At 68.8% G+C, this 18479-nt stretch carries 14 protein-coding genes and 4 pseudogenes; 14 read left to right on the forward strand and 4 right to left on the reverse strand.

Annotated elements, in window-relative coordinates:
• The first annotated feature begins 5 nt into the window (after positions 1-5).
• From TNCT6_RS01400 to TNCT6_RS01425, 7 genes and pseudogenes are all read left to right on the forward strand, one after another.
• Positions 6-2738 (forward strand): SpoIIE family protein phosphatase, encoded by a 2733-nt coding sequence (locus tag TNCT6_RS01400; RefSeq protein ID WP_141355761.1) that lies wholly within the window; start codon positions 6-8, stop codon positions 2736-2738.
• A gap of 55 nt (positions 2739-2793) precedes the next feature.
• A pseudogene (locus tag TNCT6_RS40645) lies at positions 2794-3150 on the forward strand (transposase); the annotation flags it as partial.
• Between the two features lie 583 nt (positions 3151-3733).
• A complete protein-coding gene (locus tag TNCT6_RS40650) occupies positions 3734-4540 on the forward strand; it encodes a transposase (RefSeq protein ID WP_253265987.1) in 807 nt (268 codons plus the stop codon).
• Positions 4541-4706: 166 nt separating this feature from the next.
• Positions 4707-5108: a peptidase inhibitor family I36 protein gene (locus TNCT6_RS01410; protein ID WP_141365939.1), complete on the forward strand. Its 402-nt coding sequence runs from the start codon at positions 4707-4709 to the stop codon at positions 5106-5108.
• 321 nt (positions 5109-5429) lie between these two features.
• A pseudogene (locus tag TNCT6_RS01415) lies at positions 5430-5741 on the forward strand (transposase); the annotation flags it as partial.
• 65 nt (positions 5742-5806) lie between these two features.
• Entirely contained in the window at positions 5807-6346 is a 540-nt protein-coding gene (locus TNCT6_RS01420; protein WP_141355762.1) for a winged helix-turn-helix domain-containing protein, read from the forward strand.
• A complete protein-coding gene (locus tag TNCT6_RS01425) occupies positions 6343-6885 on the forward strand; it encodes a transposase (protein WP_253265988.1) in 543 nt (180 codons plus the stop codon). The genes TNCT6_RS01420 and TNCT6_RS01425 overlap by 4 nt, the downstream gene beginning before the upstream one ends.
• A gap of 10 nt (positions 6886-6895) precedes the next feature.
• Here TNCT6_RS01425 and TNCT6_RS01430 read toward each other — a convergent pair whose 3' ends face one another.
• The 3 genes and pseudogenes from TNCT6_RS01430 to TNCT6_RS01440 form a co-directional block, all read right to left on the reverse strand.
• Entirely contained in the window at positions 6896-7438 is a 543-nt protein-coding gene (locus TNCT6_RS01430) for a hypothetical protein (protein WP_141355766.1), read from the reverse strand.
• A 205-nt stretch (positions 7439-7643) separates the two neighbouring features.
• Positions 7644-7967, reverse strand: a complete 324-nt coding sequence (locus TNCT6_RS01435; RefSeq protein ID WP_141355768.1) for a hypothetical protein — start codon at positions 7965-7967, stop codon at positions 7644-7646.
• A gap of 13 nt (positions 7968-7980) precedes the next feature.
• Positions 7981-9239, reverse strand: a pseudogene (locus TNCT6_RS01440) (IS256 family transposase).
• A gap of 456 nt (positions 9240-9695) precedes the next feature.
• On the opposite strand from TNCT6_RS01440, the gene TNCT6_RS01445 reads away from it, so the two are divergent.
• On the forward strand, positions 9696-11162 hold the full coding sequence (locus TNCT6_RS01445; protein ID WP_301184381.1) for a SpoIIE family protein phosphatase: 1467 nt from the start codon (positions 9696-9698) through the stop codon (positions 11160-11162).
• Between the two features lie 182 nt (positions 11163-11344).
• On the opposite strand, the gene TNCT6_RS01450 is transcribed toward TNCT6_RS01445, so the two are convergent.
• Positions 11345-12571 carry a PP2C family protein-serine/threonine phosphatase gene (locus TNCT6_RS01450; RefSeq protein ID WP_141355772.1) on the reverse strand — a complete coding sequence of 409 codons (1227 nt, stop codon included), beginning with the start codon at positions 12569-12571 and terminating at the stop codon, positions 11345-11347.
• 285 nt (positions 12572-12856) lie between these two features.
• On the opposite strand from TNCT6_RS01450, the gene TNCT6_RS01455 reads away from it, so the two are divergent.
• The 6 genes and pseudogenes from TNCT6_RS01455 (at position 12857) to TNCT6_RS01475 (ending at position 18476) form a co-directional block, all read left to right on the forward strand.
• Positions 12857-13195, forward strand: coding sequence for an STAS domain-containing protein (locus TNCT6_RS01455; protein WP_141355774.1), 339 nt, complete (start codon positions 12857-12859; stop codon positions 13193-13195).
• A gap of 648 nt (positions 13196-13843) precedes the next feature.
• Positions 13844-14191, forward strand: coding sequence for a hypothetical protein (locus tag TNCT6_RS41865; RefSeq protein ID WP_308789455.1), 348 nt, complete (start codon positions 13844-13846; stop codon positions 14189-14191).
• A gap of 350 nt (positions 14192-14541) precedes the next feature.
• Positions 14542-15483, forward strand: coding sequence for a hypothetical protein (locus TNCT6_RS41870; RefSeq protein ID WP_308789456.1), 942 nt, complete (start codon positions 14542-14544; stop codon positions 15481-15483).
• 172 nt (positions 15484-15655) lie between these two features.
• Positions 15656-16282, forward strand: a pseudogene (locus TNCT6_RS01465) (IS110 family transposase); the annotation flags it as partial.
• A gap of 566 nt (positions 16283-16848) precedes the next feature.
• Positions 16849-17064: a hypothetical protein gene (locus TNCT6_RS40660; protein ID WP_253265989.1), complete on the forward strand. Its 216-nt coding sequence runs from the start codon at positions 16849-16851 to the stop codon at positions 17062-17064.
• A gap of 185 nt (positions 17065-17249) precedes the next feature.
• A complete protein-coding gene (locus tag TNCT6_RS01475; protein WP_141355776.1) occupies positions 17250-18476 on the forward strand; it encodes an MFS transporter in 1227 nt (408 codons plus the stop codon).
• Positions 18477-18479: the final 3 nt, after the last annotated feature.

Genomic DNA, 18479 nt, shown 5'->3' on the forward strand with positions numbered 1-18479 from the left:
ACGCTATGGCTGTGGACCGGAACGGCGAAGGCCAGACATCGCCGCACGCAGACGCCGCGCTACTCCAGCATATGATGGCCGCGCTCAGCGCCGGGGTGTACATCCTGGACGACAAGTCGCACATCATCTGGGTCAATCCGCGCGCCGAGACCCTGCTCGTGCGGTCCGCCGCCGACATGATCGGCCACGACAGCCATGATCTGCTGCATCGCGGACCCGGCGGCGGCACCTCCCCGCGCCACGCCTGCCGTCTGCTCGGCGCCTTCCTCAGCGGCACCACCACGCACTCGGACGAGTGGTTCGAACGAGGCGACGGCGCCGTCATCCACGTGGCCTGTCTGGGCGTGCCCTACCGGACGCAGGACGGCACGAACGGCGGAGCCGTGATCTTCTACGAGCACCCGCCGCGCGAAGCTCCGGCCGCCGAGTCCTCCGACGCCGCGGCAGAGCTGTCGGACGTCATCGGCCGTCTCACGCTGGTCGCGGAGATCACCACCGTGCTCACCTCAACCCTGGACTCGCACGAGACGCTGCGCCGACTGGTCCGGCTGCTCGTCCCCCAGCTGGGTGACTGGGCTGTGGTGGACCTCCTGGGCAAGAGCGGGGAGGTGCAGCGCGTGGCCGTCGTCCACCATCACCACGGCGCATATGTGAACGCGGAGGAGTTCGAGGGCCCCATGCCGCCGGTCTCGGAGACCGAGAACATGCCGCTCGCGCGGGTGCTGCGCGGCGTCCTCCCGGTGATCGTGAGCCCTGCGGACTACGAGGGTTCCCTCGATACCGGCATCGCGGTCCAGCAGCGCGATCTCATCCGGGCGACCGGTATCCGCTCCGCTGTCATCGCGCCGCTGCACGGTCTGGGCGGGGTGGTGCTGGGCGCGCTGACCGTCGGCCGCGCCGAGCAGCCGCAGCCGTACGGCCCGGCCGAGCTCACCCTGGTGGACGACATCGCCCGCCGGGCCGGACTGGCGGTGGACAACGCCCGCTTGTACGAACAGCAGCGGCGAGCCCAGGGACGGTTGGAGTTGCTCTATGTGGCCGGGATGCGGATCGGCACCACACTGGACGTGCGACGCACGGCCGAGGAACTGACGCAGGTGGTCGTCCCGCGGTTCGCCGACATTGCCACCGTCGAGCTGCTCGATCCGGTGCCGCGGGGAGACGAGCCGACCGGAAAACGCACCCAGCTACGCCGTACCGCGGTCAGCTCTGGGCTCACCGGTCAGCCCCTCTACCCGGTCGGCGAGCTGATCAGTTTCACGCCGTCCACACCGCATGCATCCGCCGTGGAGCACGGGCACGCGGTACTCGAGAGGGACCTCGAGGCCGCCCACGGCTGGCGGGCGTGGGATCCCCAGCAGGCCGAGAAGATCCTGGCCTGCGGCCTCCACTCGCTGATCGCGGTGCCGCTGCAGGCCCGGGGTGTCATGCTGGGGCTGGCCACCTTCTGGCGGGCGCGGAAGGATCCTTTCGCAGAGGAGGACCTGTCCCTGGTCGAGGAGCTGGCCGCCCGGGCGGCGGTGTGTATCGACAACGCCCGCCGCTACACCCGCGAGCACGCCATGGCCGTCACCCTGCAACGCCGTTTGCTCCCCCTGGGCCTGCCCGAGCAGGATGCCCTGGAAGTGGCCTACCGGTACCTGCCCGCGCAGGCTGGAGTGGGCGGGGACTGGTTCGACGTCATCCCCCTGACAGGAACTCGTGTCGCCCTGGTCGTGGGCGACGTGGTCGGACACGGCCTGCACGCCGCCGCCACCATGGGTCGGCTGCGCACCGCGGTGCACAACTTCTCCGCTCTGGACCTGCCCCCCGACGAGCTCCTCGCCCACCTCGATGATCTGGTCACCCGGGTCGACCAGGAGCAGACCGGCACGGACGAGGGGGCGGGGACGGGCGTCACCGGAGCCACCTGCCTGTACGCGATCTACGATCCCGTCTCCGGCCGCTGCAGCATGGCCCGGGCCGGTCACCCGGGGCCCGCACTTGTCCGCCCCGACGGCACCGTCTCCTTGCCTGACATCCCCGGTTCCCCGCCCCTGGGTCTCTGCGGCAGCCTGCCCATCGAGGTCACTGAGCTGCAGCTTGCCCAGGGCTCCCACCTGGTGCTGTTCACCGACGGACTCGTCGAGGACCGCCACCGCGACTTCGATGCCGGCCTCATGCTGCTCCTTGACACGCTGAGCGGCACCGCTACCCAGACTCCGGAGGAGACCTGCCAGACCGTCTTCAACACCATGGTCCCCGACCGCCCTCGCGACGACGTCGCGCTCCTGGTGGCCCGCACCCGCATGCTGGACCCAGCTCAGGTCGCTGACTGGGACGTCCCCTCCGACCCAGCCGCCGTTGCAGCAGTCCGCGGCGAATGCGGCCGGCAGCTACAAGTGTGGGGCCTGGAAGACATTCAGTTCACCGCCGAGCTCATCCTCAGCGAACTGATCACCAATGCCATCCGATACGGGACTCAGCCCATCCACGTGCGGCTCCTACGCGACCGCAACCTGATCTGCGAGGTCTCCGACGGCTCCAGCACCTCCCCCCACCTACGCCGGGCCGAAACCACCGACGAAGGCGGACGCGGGCTCTTCCTGGTCGCCCAATTCACTCAGGGCTGGGGCACCCGCTACACCCCGCACGGCAAGATCATCTGGACCGAACAGCCCCTACACGCTGGGGCAGCAGAACCCATTGAGCAGCCCAGCGACATCCTCCTCGACCAATGGAGCGACGAAGCGTTTTAGCTTGACTCTGTCGGGAATCTTGGTGTTTCCCGGTGCGGCAGCATGATCAGCGGGCATGCTCGGGGCTGTTTCGAAGGCCGATGCAGTTGTCAAGGTGTCCGTTGTCCCTCCGCTCCGTCCCGGTGAGCAAGTCCTGTCTCTGACCGCGCAGGTCGCGCGGGCGAGCAACCCGGGCGGTACGACGGCGATATGGGTACGTGCCCGCCTCGACGGACTGTGGAACGACGAGGACTTCGCCGATTGGTACCCGCGCGACGGGCGACCCGGCCTCTCGCCCGCCCAACTGGCCACCATCTCGGTTCTGCAGTTCCTGCTCGGCCTGTCCGACCGACAGGCCGCCGAGGCGGTGCGCTGCCGCTTCGACTTCACATACGCGCTGGCCATGGAACTGGACGATCCCGGCTTCCACCACAGCGTGCTGCCCGACTTCCGCGAGCGCCTCGCCCAGGACGACCGTGCCGACCGTCTTCTCGATCTGGCGCTCGCCCGCCTGAAGGAGGCCGGACTCGTGCGCGATCGAACCACGCAGCGCACCGACTCCACCCACGTGCTCGCCGCAGTGCGCGACCTGACCCGGCTGGAACTGGTCACCGAGGCAGTCCGTGCCGCGCTGGAAGAAGTCGCCCGCACAGCCGGACATCTGCTGGTCGGCCTGGTCGACGAGGAGTGGGGCTGCCGCTACGGCCGGCCGGTCCGTCTGGGCAAGAACCCCACCCGGCCCAAGACGAGAATCCTCGTCGCCGGCGACGACGCCTGCCGGCTGCTGGAACGCCTCCGCCGGAACGGACCGGGCTACCGGCCCGGCCCGCAGGCCGAGGCGCTGCGACGGATCGTCGTGCGGAACCACTACCGCGACGCGGCAGGCCGCCTGCGCTGGAGCACCGCCGACGACGGCGGGCTGCCGCCCTCTTCCTCGGCAATCGTCTCGCCCTACGACACCACGGCGCGTTACGTCCGGCACGGGCACATCATCCGCTGGAAGGGGTTCGCCACGCATGTCACCGAGACGTGTGGGTGCCTCCGACGGCGCCAACGTGATCACGGACGTGGCCACCACCTCGGCCGCCACCAACGACGGCCAGGCCCTGCCCGGCATCCACACCCGCCTGGCGCGTCGCGAGCTGCTGCCCGCCGAGGACCTGGTCGACGGAGGCTATACCTCTCTGGTCCACCTGGAGAGAGCCACCCGCGAACACCAGGTCACCGTCAGCGGGCCACTGCCGGGCAACTCCACCCGCCGGCAGCGCCAGAATGAAGGCTTCGACCGGGACGACTTCCACATCGACTTCGACCGCCGGCAGGTCACCTGCCCCCGGGGCCAGGTCAGCAAGGGCTGGCACGGCCCCTATCCGACCTCCTCGCCCACCGCCGCCCCGTTGATCGTGGCGCGGTCCACCAAGGGCCAGTGCCAGCCGTGCCCGGACCGCACCCGATGCACCAGCTCCCGCGAGAGCTCCCGGAACGTGGGCTTTCCCCCGCGAGAACTCCGCGACCTGCAGGTCCGTGTCCGCAGCGAGCAGCAGACACCCGAGCGGAAGGCCCGCTACGCGGTCCGCTCCGGCGTAGAGGGCACCATCAATGAGTTCGCCCACGGACACGGCATGCGCCACTGCTGCTACCGAGGACAGCCGAAAGCCCACCTTCAGCATGTACTCACAGCGATCGCCGTGAACTTCGAGCGCCTCAGCGGCCTGACACCGGCCGAGGAACCGCCCTCGCCGCGACCATCGACCGCCTTCCAGGCCTTCCTGGACCAGCACGAGATCCCCCGGTCAAAGTCCTGGCGAACCCTCGGCAGTTGACCTCAGCCATCAAGATCGCCGACAGAGTCTACGACCCGCGCATGACCGCGCGCGGGACCCGTCGGTCCTCGCGCGGTGCGCTGCTCTGCAGGGGTGAACCGGGCCTCGATACCGGACCGTGCACGGGCCGTAGCGGCTATCTGGGAAGCCGTGATCAAAAAACATGATGCGTGCCGCAGCGGCCTCCGCTTCGGCCTTCCCTGCCCTGTCCGCACCCGCATCGGCCGCTGACGGCGCCGGCCTGGCCCGTGCCGGGATCGACTGCCCGTCCGGGTGCGGGTGCATCTACCCGGAGATCAACTTCGGCGGTCAGCCGTGGGCGCAGCGTGCTGTGGACGGTGGCGTGAAGGATCGGCCCTCTGCAATCCGTGACCGCGGAAGCTCCATCCGGAACAACTCCGACCGCGCCCCCCGCGTCTGGGAAAAGCGCAACTGCAGCGGCCGGTGGGTCCCCCCAGCAGCCGAGACCTCATCCTCGGCCCATGAGGGGCCAGCGGTCGTGCCCCCTCACGCTGGGCAAGGACCGCTGACGAACTGGCGGCACCGGGCGTCACGCAGGACCGACTAAAGGGCGCGTGGACGTGTGCCGTCATCCAGAGCAACCTGTCGCGGAGAGACTGAGTAAATCCGGTCGCCCTTGAGCCTGAGACGGCTCAAGGGCGAACGAACGATGGCGCGGTAGACACCAATCCAAGCGGGTCAAGGTCACGATCCCCAACCAGGCTGGTTGCCTGCTGCCGGCACACGGCCGACAGGTAGCCCCGGGCCTCGCGGACGGACTGCCTCAGAGGGCGTTAAGTCGCTTCTCCCTCGGTTCGTGATCGCTCGTTTGTGGTACTGATCGCCGTGCGGGCCAGCCGTTCGGCATGTTCATGCCGGGATGCGGGGCATGGAGCGAAGACCGTATCCGAGTGACTTATCGGACGAGCAGTGGGCGTTGATCGAGCCGATGATCAAGGCCTGGAAACAGGACCGTGTGGGGCGGTCGGCGACCGGAGACCCCGGGACCTGTGATCTCCGGGAGGTCGTGAACGCGATCTTCTACCAGAACCGGACAGGCTGTCAGTGGCGCTATCTGCCCCATGATCTGCCGGCCTGGTGGGCGGTGTTCTACTACTTCACGCTGTGGCGCCAGGACGGGCTTGACCAGCGGATTCAGGAACTTCTGCGCTGCCAGGTGAGGGAGACGGCCCGCCGATTACTGACTTTGGAAGTGTGATGCCGTTGGGGGCTGACGGGGTGTGATCGTCGCGGTATGCCGTTTGTATGAGGTATCCGCAGGGTGGTGGGCTGACGCCTGAACGGCAGGCGTTTCGTGAGCGGATCCGGATGGAGGCCGCCGAACGGTTCGGCGCCGGGGCCTCCAACGCGGAGGTCGCCAAGGACTTACGGGTGAGCGTGCGTTCGGTTCAGCGGTGGCGCCGGGCCTGGCAGAACACCGGCACGGACGGTCTTCGGTCGGTGGGACCAGTGTCGCTGCCCAGGCTGAGCGAGAAGCTGTTCGCCGTACTGGAGCAGGAGTTGGCCAAGGGCCCGGTCGCGCACGGCTGGCCGGACCAGACCTGGACACTGGCCAGGATCAAGACCTTGATCGGGCGGCGGTTCCACAAGTCGTTCACACTCTCGGGCATCTCGCAGATGCTGCGCCGCCGCGGCTGGAGCCACCAGGTCCCGGCCCGGCGAGCGGTCGAGCGGGACGACGTGGCCGTGGCCGGGTGGGTGAAGGAGACCTTCCCGCACGTGGAAGCACCGCGGCGGCGCTCGATGCCTACCTCGTTTTTGAGGACGAGGCCGGCTTCTCGATGACGCCGCCCACCACCCGCACCTGGTCCCGTCGTGGCGTCACCCCGGTCATCACGGTGAGGGGACGCTCCCAGCGCCGGATCTCGATCGCGGCCCTGGCCTGCTACAAACCCGGCGAACGCTCGCGGCTCATCTACCGGCCCATGGTCCACCCGGACCACAAGGCGGGCGGGCGACGCAGCTTTGCGTGGACCGACTACCGCAACCTGCTCATCAGGGCCCACCAGCAACTCGGCAAGCCGATCGTCCTGGTCCGGGACAATCTCAACGTCCACCGCGACCGCCGCTTACGCACGTTCATCGATGCCCAGGACTGGGTCACCGTCCACTACCTGCCGCCGTACGCGCCGCAGATCAACCCGGTCGAGGGCATCTGGTCCCTGCTCCGCCGGCGCTGCCAGGCCAACACCGCCTCCACCGACCCCGCCCACCTGATGCGCGCCCTCCGGCAAGGACTGCGCCAGGTCCAGTACCGGCCCGACCTCATCGACGGATGCCTTGCCGGCACCGGACTCACCCTGCCGAGACGACGCCTACAGTGAGGAGAAGCCTTTACGTGACGCCGGACGGGACAACAGCGCCGTCTGCTCGGCGTAGTTCTCCGGCTGCCAGAACAGCATAGGCAGCGCCGAGGAAGAGCACGCCTGGGATGGCGAGCATGGTGCGCTGATCGCTCTCCAGGACATCTTGGTAGCGGCTCTGGGAGATCTCGACCGTGTCGCGCGCATGGGGCGTCGTGTCGAAGGCGACATAACGGCCGTCCCTTACCTCGGCTGACTGAAGGTTCCCCTCTGTTGCCGTGCTGAAGACCAACAGCACCACACCCCACAGGGCCAACGCTCCGAGTGCCATCTGCACCTTGCCGGGCAGGCACCGGAAGGCCATCCATATCGCATGCTTGTCCGCGCTCCTCATGATCAATCGGACCAGAGCAGATGCAAAGGTCAAGAAGAGCGATACGAAAATCGCGGCCGCCAACCATCTCGCGCCTGTGAACGGCAAGGCCCCGGGCAGCCACGTGAGCGTGGCCAGCAACAAGAGCGTGGCGCCCAGCCCGGCTGCAACACCACCGTGAAGCTTGAAAGTCCACCCCATGCTTCACAGCGTGTCACAGAGTCCGGTCAAGGTAGTTGCCGTGCACCCTGTGCGCACCTCAGCAAACGGCATACCGCAGGGATCACGAATCGTCAGACCCCAACGACATCACGCCAACAAGGTCAGTAAACGTCAAGCTAAGGCCATGAGTGATCGGCTCACGTTCTGGACGAGTAATTGTCAAAAGCTGTGGATCAGTAGCTGTTCACGCTGTCTCGTGGTTCAGGTGGGTGAGCCCTTCGATGGAGTCCAGGCGGGTCCGCAGGGCGGGGTCCGAGGTCGGTGTGGTAGTGAGCAACAGCACCTGGGCCGCCGGGTGTTCCGGGGCGTAGAGGTCGTCTTCATCGTCGTCGCCGGGGATCGGGTTGGGCTGGATCTCGATCCGCCCGTTGGGGATGTCGGCGAGGTGGTAGACGCCCCGGTGGTAGCTGTCGCGCTCGGTGAAGACCAGCCCGAGGCGGTCACTGACGAGCCGGGCCAGCTCGCTGGCGGTGTGGGTGCTGATGCCGTAGGTGTGGTGGTCGGTCATGGTGCACCAGACTCTATGCCGCAGCGGTGGCGGGGCGCTCGATGAGCTGGCCGCGTTCGAAGCAGGCTCCGGCCCGGACGAGGGCGACGAGGTGGGGTGCGTTCACGGCCCGCCGCCGGGCCTGGGCGGACTCGACGAGCTTGAAAACCATCGCCAGGGCGGCGGTGCGGGAGCCGGCGCCGCGGGTGACCTTGGTGCGCAGGCGGACGGTGGCGAACGTGGACTCGATCGGGTTGGTCGTCCGCAGGTGGATCCAGTGCTCGGCGGGGAAATCGTAGAACGCCAGCAGCTCGGCCTCGTCGTCGGTGATCTTCTTGACGGCCTTGGGGAACTTCGCGCCGTTAGAGCTGGGCGAACGTAGTGATCGCCTTGACCGCGAGGTCGCGGTCCTCGGCGTTGCAGATGTCCTGAAGCGCCTTGCGGGCGCCGGGCTGGGCCGACTTCGGCAGAGCGTTGAGCACATTGGCGGTTTTGTGCACCCAGCACCTTTGATGATGGGAGGCGGGGAAGACCTCGGCCAGGGCCTTCCAGAAGCCGAGAGCCCCGTCGCCGACCGCCAGGACCGGGGCGCCCATCCCTCGGCGGGCGCAGTCACGCAGCAGGTCCGCCCAGGACTCGCCCGACTCGCGGTAGCCGTCCTTGAGTGCGACCAGTTCCTTGCTGCCGTCGGCGCGCACGCCGACGAGGACGAGTACGCAGGCTTTGGCCTCTTCCAGGCGGACGTTGAGGTGGATGCCGTCGGCCCACACGTACACGTAGTCGACCTCCGCGAGGTCGCGGTCCATGAACGCGGCGTGGTCGGCCTGCCACTGCTGGGTTCAGCCGGGTAACCGTGGCCGGCGACAGCCCGGCCGAGCTGCCGGGGAACTGCTCCAGCGCGGGCACGAAGTCGACGGAGGACAGTCCGTGCAGGTAGAGCAGCGGCAGCACCTCGCTGACCTTCGGGGACTTGCGGCCCCAAGGCGGCAGAATCGTGGAGGAGAACCGCTTGCGCTCGCCGGTGGCCTCGTCGACGCGCTTGTCGTTCACCCGCGGCGCCTTCACCTCGACTACGCCAGCCGCGGTGGTGACCTTCCTGGGCTGGTGGTAGCCGTTGCGCACGACCAGGCGACGGCCACGCTCGTCGCGCTGGTCAGCCAACTCGGCTATGTAGCCGTTGACCTCGGCTTCCAGTGCGGCGGCCAGCATCCTTCTTGCGCCCTCCCGGACGATTTCGTCGATCAGGGAGGAGCCGTTGGCGGTGGTTCCGTCGTCGTTCACTACGCTGAGCACGGACGTGCCTTCCCGGCCGGTGCTGCGAATACCGGTCTTGCTCGGTGACCTATCGATCAATCACCCGGGAAGGTACGTCCTTCCCGGGTCGATCCACAGGTTCTGAGCATTGCTCGTTCTGGGCTCGGGATCGTGCGGTGAAGCGAGTCCTCCCAAGTCATTCGCGACCATGACCTGAGCGAGGCGTCCGGCGACGGCCAAAACTTCCGGCCAGGTGGTTGACTGGAGATTCTCCGCGTCGGTGTCGTTGGGTGCCTCGGCCGCCGCAGCGTTGAGCGTGATACCGACGGCCTTTCTCTCTGGCGACAGGAGCTGGTCGATGTGGCAGGCCCCCGCTTATTCGCAGGCTCGGGGATGGCATCGAGGGCCTCGGCCCGGTTGAGGTTCCGCGCAGACCTGTATCGAATGGCAGTGCCATGTGAGCCCTGCTACACCAGAGAGATGGGGAGGTGTGGCATGCCTCGTGATCTGGCTAGGGGGCTGACCGCGCTCCTTGCTGCAGTAGCTGTCCCGCTCGCCGTCTGCCTGCTCCTGCTGCCCGTCCGAGCGATCCTGTCTGACACCAACGCGGTCCTGATTCTGATGTTGGTCGTCGCGGCGGTGGCTGCTCTCGGCAACCGTGGGGCTGCGGCCCTCACAGCCCTGTCCGCCGCCGTGTGGTACGTCTACTTCTTCACCACTCCGTACGAAAGCTTCACCCGCTTCAACAACTCGGACGACATCGTCACCGCCGGGTTGCTGCTCGTCGTCGGCCTTGCGGTCTCTCATCTGGCTCGCCGCTACAGCCGCGAGCGCTCCATCGCTACTACGCTGCAGCGCGGCCTGCTGCCCCGGGTGCTGCCGGACACCAGCACCGTCCAGGTGGCGTGCCGCTACGTGCCGGCCGAGGCCGAGGTCGGCGGGGACTGGTTCGATGTGATCCCTCTCCCAGGCCACCGCACCGCGCTGGTGGTCGGGGACGTGGTCGGCCACGGCCTGCGCTCCGCGGTCACCATGGGGCGGCTGCGCACCGCGGTCCGCAATTTCTCCACCCTTGACCTGCCGCCCGACGAGCTACTGGCCCGCCTTGACGACGTGGTGAGTCAGATGGATGCGGAGGCGGGCAACTGCGAGGATGGGACCGCGGGGGCTACGTGCCTGTATGCGATCTACGACCCCGTCTCCCGCATCTGCGCGATGGCAAGAGCCGGTCACTTTCCGCCCGCCATCGTCTATCCGGACGGCCGCGCGGAGCTTCTCGACCTGCCCGCAGGCCCTCCGCTTGGCGTAGGCGGCATGCGCTTTGAGGCCATTGAGCGGCAGATGCCGGAGGACACGCAGGTCGTGCTCTACACCGACGGGCTCATCGAGGACCGACAACGCGACGTCGGGGCCGGCCTGAAGCTGCTGTGCGACACGCTCTCCGGCGTGGGGATCGACCCGGAGGAGACATGCCAGACGGTCCTGGAGGCGGTGCGACCCGCCCGTCCAGTCGATGACGTCGCTCTCCTGATCGCTCTCACCCATGCGTTTCCGCATGACCGTATCGCCGAATGGGACATCCCGGCCCTTCCCGCCGCGGTGCCCGCCCTACGCGCCGAGGTGTTCGCGAAGCTGGCCGACTGGAATCTGGGGGAGACGGCATTCGCTACCGAACTGATCCTCAGCGAGCTGGTCACCAATGCCATCCGCTACGGGGCGCCCCCTGTCCACCTGCGCCTTCTGCGCGACACCAGCCTCATTGTGGAGGTCAGTGACGGCAGCAGCACCTCCCCGCACCTGCGCTACGCAGCGGCCATGGACGAGGGCGGTCGCGGGATCTTCCTCGTCTCCCAGTTCGCCGAGCGCTGGGGAACCCGCTTCACCCCCACCGGGAAGATCGTGTGGGCCGAGCAGTCAGCCCCATCGGTTCCCGTCGCCCCCGTCCTGGCATCGGCTGCATGACCGGGCCCGACTGCCCGCAGCCGACGGTCTACTGCCCTGGCCAGCCTCCGGCTGTGCGGCTGCGACGCCGTTCTATAGCACGCAAAGCTGTTGTAGCAGGCAGGTGTTTGTTGCTGAAGAGCGTGACGTGGGTAGTCAACTCCGCCAGCACTGCGCCGGCCTGCAAGAACGGCTCCAGTTCGTCAGTGCACAGGGACGTCACAGTGCAATGCAGCAAATCCTCTGCGGACCGTCGTCACCGTCTCGCGAAGGAGTCGAAGCTCGTGCACCCGCCGGTCCGCTTCGATGGGGAACTGGCTGTGGGTGCGTTGAAGGGCGATCAGGGCGGCGTCGTCGGCCAGGTGGCCGCCGACGTGCGCGAGCAGGTCGGCGCGCAGGCTGCGGATCAGTGCCGAGGGGCTCTCGTGCGCCCAGGCTGCGGCGCGTTCCGCCAGCGGGTAGAAGACGCCCCGGGCGTCGCGGGCCTCGATGACGCCGTCGGTGTGCAGCAGCAGCACATCCCTCGGCTCCAGGGTGAAGGTATCGACATGGTAGTCGGGGCGGGAGGCCAGCTCGCCCAGGCCCAGCGGCGGCGCGGGCCGACTGACGGGCAGCGCGGTGGCCTTCCCGTCGCGCATCAGCAACGGTGGAGGGTGCCCGCACGTGACCATCTGCGCTCGCGGGTCCTTGTCGGGGATGTCGATGACGGCAGCGGTGATGAAGCACTCCCCGGCCGTCTCCGCCTCGGCGGGCTCGGCCAGGTTCCAGCACACGCTGTGCTCCAGGTAGGCCACGAGACCAGGCAGCGTAGCCTCGCGGTGCGCGGCCTCCCGGAAGGCGCCCAGCAACAGGGCGGCGTCGCTCATCGCGGTCAGGCCCTTGCCTCGCACATCGCCGATGATCAGCCGGGTGCCCGTGGATGTGCATACGGCCGCGTACAGGTCGCCGCCGATCAGGGCTTGCTCCTGCGCGGCCAGATACATGGAGGCCACCCGCAGCGGGCCGATCCGCCGCGGCAGCGGCCGCATCACCACCCGCTGCGTGGTCTCCGACACCGTCCGCACCAGCGACAGCTCACGGGCATGCCGCACCTGCAGATACCGGAACACGGTCACGACCAGCGAAACCACCAGCAGGGCGATGATCTGCGACTCGAAGTTCATCGTGTCCAGCAGGTGCGATTCCAGGCCGATGACGAGCATGCCCACGACGGCAAGGGCGGCGATCGCCCCGGTGACGAGGGTCGAGGCGAAGGACGCGGCGAGCGCGGGCGCCACGATCAGCAGCGACGGCCCCATCGGCAACCTGCTGCCCGGGGTCAGCACGTCGGTCAGCACGATGACCACGATCAGGCCGAGCGGGAGCGCCAGCAGGGCCTTACTTGCCTGCCAGGGATACGGGCGGTGCAGGAACCGCTGCGGCAAGCCCATACCCATCGGTCTACACCCGCCAGACCCGCCCCGCAGGTCCGGAGCCGCGAGGCTGGAGGGCGGCTACCACGGAGCCAAAGAAGAACGCCCGGCCCACCCACGGGGGCACCGGCGGACCCAGCCGCGCAGGCCTCGGAGCAGGCCTGTCCTTCCATTCCACCGGTGAACCTATGACCAGGTTTCCTTCACTGTGAAGCTGCGGCCAGTCGTTCGCGCATATGCAGAACGGACGTGCGTCGGGCACAGTTCGCAACCTCTCCCCGGGACTTAGCCGTTAGCTCCGGCATGACCCCCGAATTCCACATCCGTCACCGTGACGAGAACGACTGGACCATCGTCGAGATCCACGGAGAGGTCGACGTGTATACCGTGCCCCGCACCCGGGAGCACCTGGGCAAGTGGATCCAGGCAGGTCGGCACCGTCTTATCGTCGACCTGACAGGGACGACGTTCATGGACTCAACCGGCCTCGGACTCCTCGTCGGAATCCACAAACGGATCCGCGCGCGAGCCGGCGCACTGAAGCTGGTCATCACGAACCCGAACATCCGGCGGATCTTCAACATCACGAGCCTGAACCAAGTCTTCCCGATCTACGACTCGACAGAAGCCGCGCTGGGATGAAAGGCGACGCGGACAGAGAACGGGCGCTCCTCTCGCGGCTGAGCTGTTGCAAGTCAGCGTCGACCAATCTGCGTTCTGGTCTGGCATGTTGAAGCTCGATGGAGAGAACCGACAACAGGCAAAAGGACGAGGCACAACGCAGAAAGTGACGCCGATGCTGAGCGGCTTCGACCACATCGGCGATTTCCCCGACTCCTGACGTCGTGCCGCCGTTTGGCCGGCAGCTGGGCGCGATGGTCTCGCCCGGCGTGCAACACCGGCGAGCGCGGCTCGATCCCGGCCGTGTCCGTGCCGCCCATCCCGCCCGTCCCTTCTCCTTCACTCACTGTCAGGGACATGGGCGACAGCGGCCGCAAACTCCGTGGCACTGGAGGGCCGCGCTGGACGTACCCGCTGTGGCAGCAGCTCGCCGTCAGCGAGAGGCTGCCGGACGAAGCGCTGCCTGCGGTGCCGTACGTTCTGCAGCGTGACGGTCGTGCGCGCTGCATTCCGGCACCGACACGGAGTTCACCGATGACAGCACCGCGTTACGCGGTGCGGCGCACTCCCTGCGTGTCCCTGGACACTCCTGCACGGGCTGATCGGCCGGTATCCCTGATGATGGAGACCGCCCGGAACAGCGGATCAAGCAAGGCGGGGAGTACAGACATGGTGGTGGAGGCCAGCACACAGCACGAGCGCGGAGCGGGGCGGGTGTGGACGGTGCGCCTGGACCCCTACGGCCGCCCCTCTGCCGGCACGGTGAAACTCTCCTGCTCCCGCCCGGCCTGCGCCGATCAGCGCCTTCCCAGCACTGCTGCGGGGCGCAAGGCCGCAGTCGAACACACCAACCTACACCTGGCCCGCATCCGCGCGGACGGCGGGCCGCGCGGCGAGGCGTGGTGCGCCTGCCGCGCCGCCGACTGCGCCTGGCACACCCCCGACCCCACCGCCGGACCGCGCGGCGGGCGCGGCCGGCAGCGGGATCGGTGCGGTGCGGCGGTCCGGTGGTCCTGACGGTGTACGCGAACCGTGCCGGAAGGCTGTGGCGGATCACGGAGACGTGCGCGCGGTGCGCGGCCGCCACTCTCGACTGCCGTGTCCTGGACACTGCCCCGCCCCCGGCCCGCGCCACCCCGGCCGGGACGGACCAGGCGGCAGGAAAGCCAGCCTCAGAGCGGGACCCTGCAACTGGCACGGTGGCAGATGGTGTGACGGCGGTCTTCTCCGACCACGCCCCCTCCCCCGCAGCCGGCGCTCCGTCATCCCCGGTCGCCACAGTGGCGTCGGTCCCTCGTGCCCGCGCCGCCGCACCGGGTGCAGTGTCGCCGCGGGCGAAGCGGTGGGGGAAGATCGCGCAGCGGATCGTGCCGCACGACCTTGAGCCCGACGCGTTGCGGGTGGAGCTCATTGAACTCGGGGACGCCTTCCGCGCCTACCAGCAGCGCACCGAGCCTGACCTCGCCCCCCTCGCCGAGCTCCACGAGCGCAAGGCCCGCGCCTTTCGCCAGTGGGCCGACGTGAGCAGCGACAGCTCCCTGCGCCACGAGGCACACCGGGCCGAGAAGGCCGCGCAGACCACCCGCGAGATGCACGAAAACCGTGGCGGCCAGCCCGCGGGCGACACGGCAGACGACGGCCCGGCGGTGGAGCGGCTGTTGACCCGGAACCAGGCCGTGCACGCCCGCACCGTGCTGGACTATGTCGCCGTCCACGCCCCGCACCCGGAGGCCGAGGTGCGCCTGGTGGTGCTCATGCTCACCCTGCGGGCCGCGCGCGCCGGCACCGGGAACATCACCGGCCAGGACCTCAACGGCTGGCTGCAGAACGATGCCGAGCGGGTGCTCCAGCAGTTGGTCGCGGCCGGCTGGCTGCGCCTGCCCGGCACCGTCGCCGAGGTGATGGCCTCCCGGCCCGAGGACCCCACCGCGTTCACCGTCCCCGCACTGCTGCCCGACCAGCCCCACCCGTTCGCCTTCGGCAAGACCACCCGCTCGAGGATCTCCGGCTGGGCGCAGAAAGCCGTGGGCGACCGGAAAATCCGCAAGAAGAAACTCGGCGCCGCCACCCGGCTCCTGGCCCTGTACACCGCCGCCCACACCCACCCCGACGGACAGCTCGGACACCTCCAGGACGGCGGGCTGCACCTGGACCAGGTCGCCGCGTTCTGCACCCTGCCACCCGACGAAGTCGCCCACCACGCCGAACTGCTGGTCACCGCCGACTGGCTCGCCGTAGCCGACACCGCCGGGAACAGGCTGCGCGGACAGCTCGCCGAACGGGTCTGGCCGTTGGGAGGACTGCTGTAACACGCAAGGGGGCCCGCCGCGTCGGTGACGCTCCCACACGCCATCCGCACCCCCGGGCCCGCACAGAGGGCGCAATGCCCGGTCGTCCGCGGGCGACAGGCCTGCGTAACGTGGATGCGCGCGAACGGCCCCGACGCCCAGGCCAGCACGGCATCGAGTGAGTGGGGGCACGGTGATCGACACCAGCAGCGTGGGCGTTTTCCTCGGTCTGGACGTCGGCAAGAGCACGCACCACGGCCACGGGCTGACCCTGGCCGGGAAGAAGGTCTTCGACAAACCCCTGCCCAGCAGCGAGCCGAAACTGCGGGCCGTCTTCGAGAAACTGGCCGCGAGGCTCGGCACCGTCCTGATCATCGTGAACCAGCCCGCATCCGTCGGCGCCCTGCCGCTGACCGTCGCCCGCGACACGGGCTGCCAGATCGCCTACCTGCCGGGACTGGCCATGCGACGGATCACCGACCTCTACCCGGGCGAGGCGAAACCCGACGCCAAGGACGCGGCCGTGATCGCGGGCACCGCCCGCGCGATGCCGCACACCCTGCGCTCCCTGGAGCTGACCGACGAAATCACCGCCGAACTTACCGTCCTCATGGGCTTCGACCAGGACCTCGCCGCCGAGGCCACCCGCACCTCCAACCGGATACGCGCCCTGCTCACCCAGTTCCACCCCAGCCTGGAGCGCGTCCTCGGAGCCCGCCTCGACCACCAGGCCGTCACCTGGCTGCTCGACCGCTACGGCTCCCCGGCCGCCCTGCGAAAAGCTAGCCGCCGCAGACTCGTCGAACTGATCCGCCCCAAAGTCCAGTCGGCGCCGTAGGCCCGTCGCGCTGTTCTGCTGAGCTCTGTAGTTGGCCAAACGGGCCAAGTAGGGCGCTCAGTCACAACAAATGTGACGGAGCGCTGCAGTTGGCCCCACCAGCCAAGCGTGCGCTCATCGGCTACCTGAGACGCATGCTCTCGACGCCCCGAGGCCTTCACCCCCGGCGAGCGGGTACCTGGGCCGGAGCCGACGCGGATCTTCGCCTACCCTGCCGACCCTGCCCAGGGGCACCGGCCGGGGCTTCCACCGGGGACTCTCGGGTGTCCATGGCCTACGGATTCATGAACGCCCCGGTGGCGAATTCGGGATCCACGTCTCCCGTTGGGCACCGCTGCATGCCAGTACGGATGGCTGGGGCCGGTGCCTGAAGTGCAGGGCCTGACTGACACCTGGTGGCGGGGCAGGGACTCGAGCGCACCACACGCCGCGGTCGGCGCGCTGCGTATCGAGGCGGGCAAGAATCCCTACGACCGAACGCTGTCGAACCGGATCCGGGAGCTCTCCACGCGCAGCGACGCCTTCCGCCGTCGTGAGGCGCCCACGACGTGCACGTCTTCCGTGAGGGGACCAAGCGCTTCCACCATCCGGCGGTCGGTGACCTGGAGCTCGACCACGAGACAATGGCCCAGCCCGACGAGAGCGGGCTGAGCATCGTCGTCTACAGCGCCCCGCCGCACAGCGCGGGCGAGGACGGCCTGAAGCTGCTCGCGAACTGGGCCGCCAGGAAGGAGCAGGCGGCAGGCACCGACTTCCCGCGCTGACCACGCACACACCCGGCCGTGGGCAGGGTCCCTGCCGGTACCCCTCACGGCGGAGACTCCCACGTCACAGCCGTATGCCCTTCAATGGTGGAGTGCCCGGTCCCCCCGGGCGTCCGTTTGAAAGCAGCGGGATGCGCGCTGAGGTGCCCCGCACACAGCTTCCACCAGTAAGGGGTCTGTTCCGTATGTCTGCCTCCCCAGGGAAAGCCAAGCTGCCGTTCGTGGTGTGGCTGCTGACGCTGGGCACGTTCCTGATGGCCACCACCGAGTTCATCGTCGCGGGCATCCTGCCCGAGATGGCCTCCGATCTCGGCGTCAGCGTCTCCCGGGCCGGCCTGCTCATCACGTCGTTCGCGATCGGCATGATCGTCGGTGCGCCGGCGATGTCGATCGCCACGCTGCGTATGCCTAAGCGCGTCACGCTGGTGCTGGCGCTGGCCGTCTTCGCCGCAGGCCACGTGCTCGCAGCCCTCAGCTCCTCCTTCACCGTCGTACTTGCCGCACGGGTGCTCACCGCGTTGGCGACCGGCACCTTCTGGGCCGTCGCCAGCGTCGTGGCCAGCGCCGCCGTCGCCCCCACTGCGCGGGCCCGCGCCCTAGGCATGATCGTCAGCGGTGTGGGTCTGGCCACCGTGGTCGGCGTTCCGCTTGGCTCCCTGGTCGGCAACCACATCGGCTGGCGCGGAGCGTTCTGGGCCTTGGCCGTCCTTGCCGGAGCCGCAGCGCTGGTCATCGGTAAATTCATCCCCACCGAACCCCGTCCTGGCGTGGCCCCCTCCATCCGGTCGGAGTTCACCGCGCTGCGCTCGGGCCGCCTGTGGCTCGCCCTGGCGGCCTCCGTGCTGCTGCTGGGCGGCGTCATAGCTGCCTACTCCTACGTCGCTCCCCTGCTCACCGACCGGGCTGGCATCCCCACCGGCGCGGTCTCCCTGATCCTCGTCGGCTACGGCATCGGCGCCCTGATCGGAACGAACATCGGCGGACGCCTTGGTGACCGCCGCCCCCTGGCCACGCAGATCACCGCGGCCCTGATCGCCGTCGTGGTCCTGGCCCTGCTGCAGACCCCGCTGTCCACCAACCCGGTGGCCACCGTCGTCCTGCTGGTGCTCATGGGCCTGGCCGGCCAGTCCGTCCCGCCGGTCTCCACCGCCCTGGTCGTCCGCTTCGCCGGCAAGGCCCCCACCCTCGCCGCTGCCCTGTCCGCCTCCGCCTTCAACGCGGGCATCGCCATGGGCTCTCTGATCGCCGGCATCGCGCTGGACTCGTCGCTGGGCCTGACCGGACCGTCCCTGGTCGGCATGATCATGGCCGCGCTCGCGTTGGCGCCGCTGCTCGCCCTCACCACGATCCGCGTCACCCGCACCGACAGCACCCACCCCGCGTCCGAGATCGGCATCGGCGTGCTGGAATAGGCT

The sequence above is a fragment of the Streptomyces sp. 6-11-2 genome (assembly GCF_006540305.1).
Classification (GTDB): Bacteria; Actinomycetota; Actinomycetes; order Streptomycetales; family Streptomycetaceae; genus Streptomyces.

What these genes read in the sequence shown, in the direction of transcription:
- TNCT6_RS01400 (WP_141355761.1), top strand. Translation starts at nt 6, where the DNA reads ATGGCTGTGGACCGGAACGGCGAAGGCCAGACATCGCCGCACGCAGAC.
- TNCT6_RS40650 (WP_253265987.1), top strand. Translation starts at nt 3,734, where the DNA reads ATGTCACCGAGACGTGTGGGTGCCTCCGACGGCGCCAACGTGATCACG.
- TNCT6_RS01410 (WP_141365939.1), top strand. Translation starts at nt 4,707, where the DNA reads ATGCGTGCCGCAGCGGCCTCCGCTTCGGCCTTCCCTGCCCTGTCCGCA.
- TNCT6_RS01420 (WP_141355762.1), top strand. Translation starts at nt 5,807, where the DNA reads ATGAGGTATCCGCAGGGTGGTGGGCTGACGCCTGAACGGCAGGCGTTT.
- TNCT6_RS01425 (WP_253265988.1), top strand. Translation starts at nt 6,343, where the DNA reads ATGACGCCGCCCACCACCCGCACCTGGTCCCGTCGTGGCGTCACCCCG.
- TNCT6_RS01430 (WP_141355766.1), bottom strand. Translation starts at nt 7,438, where the DNA reads ATGGGGTGGACTTTCAAGCTTCACGGTGGTGTTGCAGCCGGGCTGGGC.
- TNCT6_RS01435 (WP_141355768.1), bottom strand. Translation starts at nt 7,967, where the DNA reads ATGACCGACCACCACACCTACGGCATCAGCACCCACACCGCCAGCGAG.
- TNCT6_RS01445 (WP_301184381.1), top strand. Translation starts at nt 9,696, where the DNA reads ATGCCTCGTGATCTGGCTAGGGGGCTGACCGCGCTCCTTGCTGCAGTA.
- TNCT6_RS01450 (WP_141355772.1), bottom strand. Translation starts at nt 12,571, where the DNA reads ATGGGCTTGCCGCAGCGGTTCCTGCACCGCCCGTATCCCTGGCAGGCA.
- TNCT6_RS01455 (WP_141355774.1), top strand. Translation starts at nt 12,857, where the DNA reads ATGACCCCCGAATTCCACATCCGTCACCGTGACGAGAACGACTGGACC.
- TNCT6_RS41865 (WP_308789455.1), top strand. Translation starts at nt 13,844, where the DNA reads ATGGTGGTGGAGGCCAGCACACAGCACGAGCGCGGAGCGGGGCGGGTG.
- TNCT6_RS01475 (WP_141355776.1), top strand. Translation starts at nt 17,250, where the DNA reads ATGTCTGCCTCCCCAGGGAAAGCCAAGCTGCCGTTCGTGGTGTGGCTG.